The following is a 1,826-nucleotide window of genomic DNA, read 5'->3' as shown; positions in this document are numbered from 1 at the left end:
GAGCAATAGTCAAGAGTTGTGGGTGAGACCCTCCGACTCGACGGTGGTGATCTCGGCTGCTGCGAGCCGGGCCTCCTTGCGCACCTCTGGGTCTGGGTGATGGAGGAAGGGCTCGATCAGCGGCCGGGCCCGCGGGTCGTGGGTGGCCCCGAGGATGTAGAGCGTGTGGACGAGGAGTTCGGGTTCCATCGTCGGCATGGCTGCCGCCAGCGGTTCGACGAGGGCCAGAGGCAGGCGGTAATGGTCGGCCTCGCTGATCGAGTTCAGGGCGGACTCGCGCACCTTGGTCGACGGTTCGTTGACGGCCACGCCGACCAGACGTCCGACGGCCAGGCGAGCGGAGTCCTCGTCGAGTGCGGCGCCGCGCAGGAAGTCCCCGAGGACGGCGGCGGCGACGTCCCGGCGGTCCGGATCGCGGTCGGTCAGTGCTTCAAGTGCCTCGAACATGTCGTTCATGCTGCCACCTCGGACCGCTCGACCAGGACGCCGTTTTCGAAGTGCGCGCCGGCGCGGACCAGCGGCACCAGGTGGGCGCCGGTGATCGCGCGCCATCGGGTCTGGGCGGACTCGACGAGCTTGAACACCATCGCCAGGGCCGCAGCCGGGCTGCCCGCGCCTCGTGTGACTTTGGTGCGGAGTTTGACCGTGGAGAAGGTCGACTCGATGGGGTTCGTGGTCCGCAGGTGGATCCAGTGCTCGGCTGGGAAGTCGTAGAAGGCGAGCAGTTCGTCCCGGTCGTCGGTGATCTTTGCGACGGCTTTGGGGAACTTGGCGCCGTAGGCGCGTGCGAAGGCTTCGATCGCCTGCTCGGCGTGGCCACGGTCCTCGGCGTTGTAGATCTCCTGCATCGCCTTCGTCGCGCCGGGCTGTGCGGACTTGGGCAGGCAGTTCGTGACGTTGCGGGTTTTGTGAACCCAGCACCTTTGGTGCCGTGCGGCCGGGAACACCTCGGCGAGCGCCCGCCACAGGCCCATGGCGCCGTCCCCGACCACCAGCTCGGGGTCGCGCATCCCGCGGCGGCGGCAGTCCCGCAGCAGGTCGGCCCATGACTCGGTGCTCTCGCGCAGGCCCTCGGCGAGAGCGATGAGCTCCTTGGTGCCGTCCAGGCGGACGCCGAGCAGGACCAGGACGCACGAGTGGGCCTGGCCGAGGCGGACCTTGGGGTGCACGCCGTCGGCCCACACGTAGACGTAGTCCCGGTCGGACAGGTCCCGGGTCTGGAAGGCGGCGTGGTCGTCGCTCCACTGCCTGGTCAGCCGGGTCACGGTGGCCGGCGATAGGCCGGCGGTGCCGCCGAGGAACTGCTCCAGCGCGGGCACGAAGTCACCGGACGACAGGCCGTGCAGGTAGAACAGTGGCAGCACCTCGGAGATCTTCGGCGACTTGCGGCACCACGGTGCCAGGATCTTCGAGGAGAACCGCTGGCGCTCGCCGGTCGTCTCGTCCACGCGCCGGTCGTTGATCCGCGGGGCCCTGACCTCGACCGGCCCGGCCGCTGTAACCACCGACCGCGGCCGGTGGTGGCCGTTACGGACCACCAGGCGCCGCCCGTTCTCGTCCTTCTCCGCAGCCAACTCGGCTATGTACTGGTTGACTTCCGCCTCCAGCGCGGCAGCCAGCATGCGCCGGGCGCCCTCGCGGACGATCTCGTCGATCAGGGAGCCGGACTCCGTCGAACCATCGGCATTCACTACGCTGAGCACGGGCGTGCCTTCCCGACCCGCGCTGCAACGCGGGCCTACTCGGTGACCATCACAGGATTATTCGGGAAGGTACGCCCTCCGCGTCCCCGCCCGGGGCTGATCCACAGGTCTTGAGCATTGCTC

Annotated in this window: 2 protein-coding genes; both read right to left on the bottom strand. The window is 69.1% G+C overall.

Annotated elements, in window-relative coordinates; translation table 11 throughout:
- Positions 1-9 precede the first annotated feature (9 nt).
- Positions 10-456 carry a HEAT repeat domain-containing protein gene (locus ACFY0X_RS36830; RefSeq protein ID WP_387760886.1) on the bottom strand — a complete coding sequence of 149 codons (447 nt, stop codon included), beginning with the start codon at positions 454-456 and terminating at the stop codon, positions 10-12.
- Positions 453-1,703: an IS256 family transposase gene (locus ACFY0X_RS36825; RefSeq protein WP_387760885.1), complete on the bottom strand. Its 1,251-nt coding sequence runs from the start codon at positions 1,701-1,703 to the stop codon at positions 453-455. The genes ACFY0X_RS36830 and ACFY0X_RS36825 overlap by 4 nt, the downstream gene beginning before the upstream one ends.
- Positions 1,704-1,826 lie beyond the last annotated feature (123 nt).

It is taken from the genome of Kitasatospora sp. NPDC001547 (assembly GCF_042894165.1).
In the GTDB taxonomy this organism is placed as follows: domain Bacteria; phylum Actinomycetota; class Actinomycetes; order Streptomycetales; family Streptomycetaceae; genus Kitasatospora.
This window is presented reverse-complemented; position numbering and strand designations above follow the sequence as displayed.

Coding starts and splice junctions, on each gene's coding strand:
- ACFY0X_RS36830 (WP_387760886.1), bottom strand. CDS start 456: ATGAACGACATGTTCGAGGCACTTGAAGCACTGACCGACCGCGATCCG.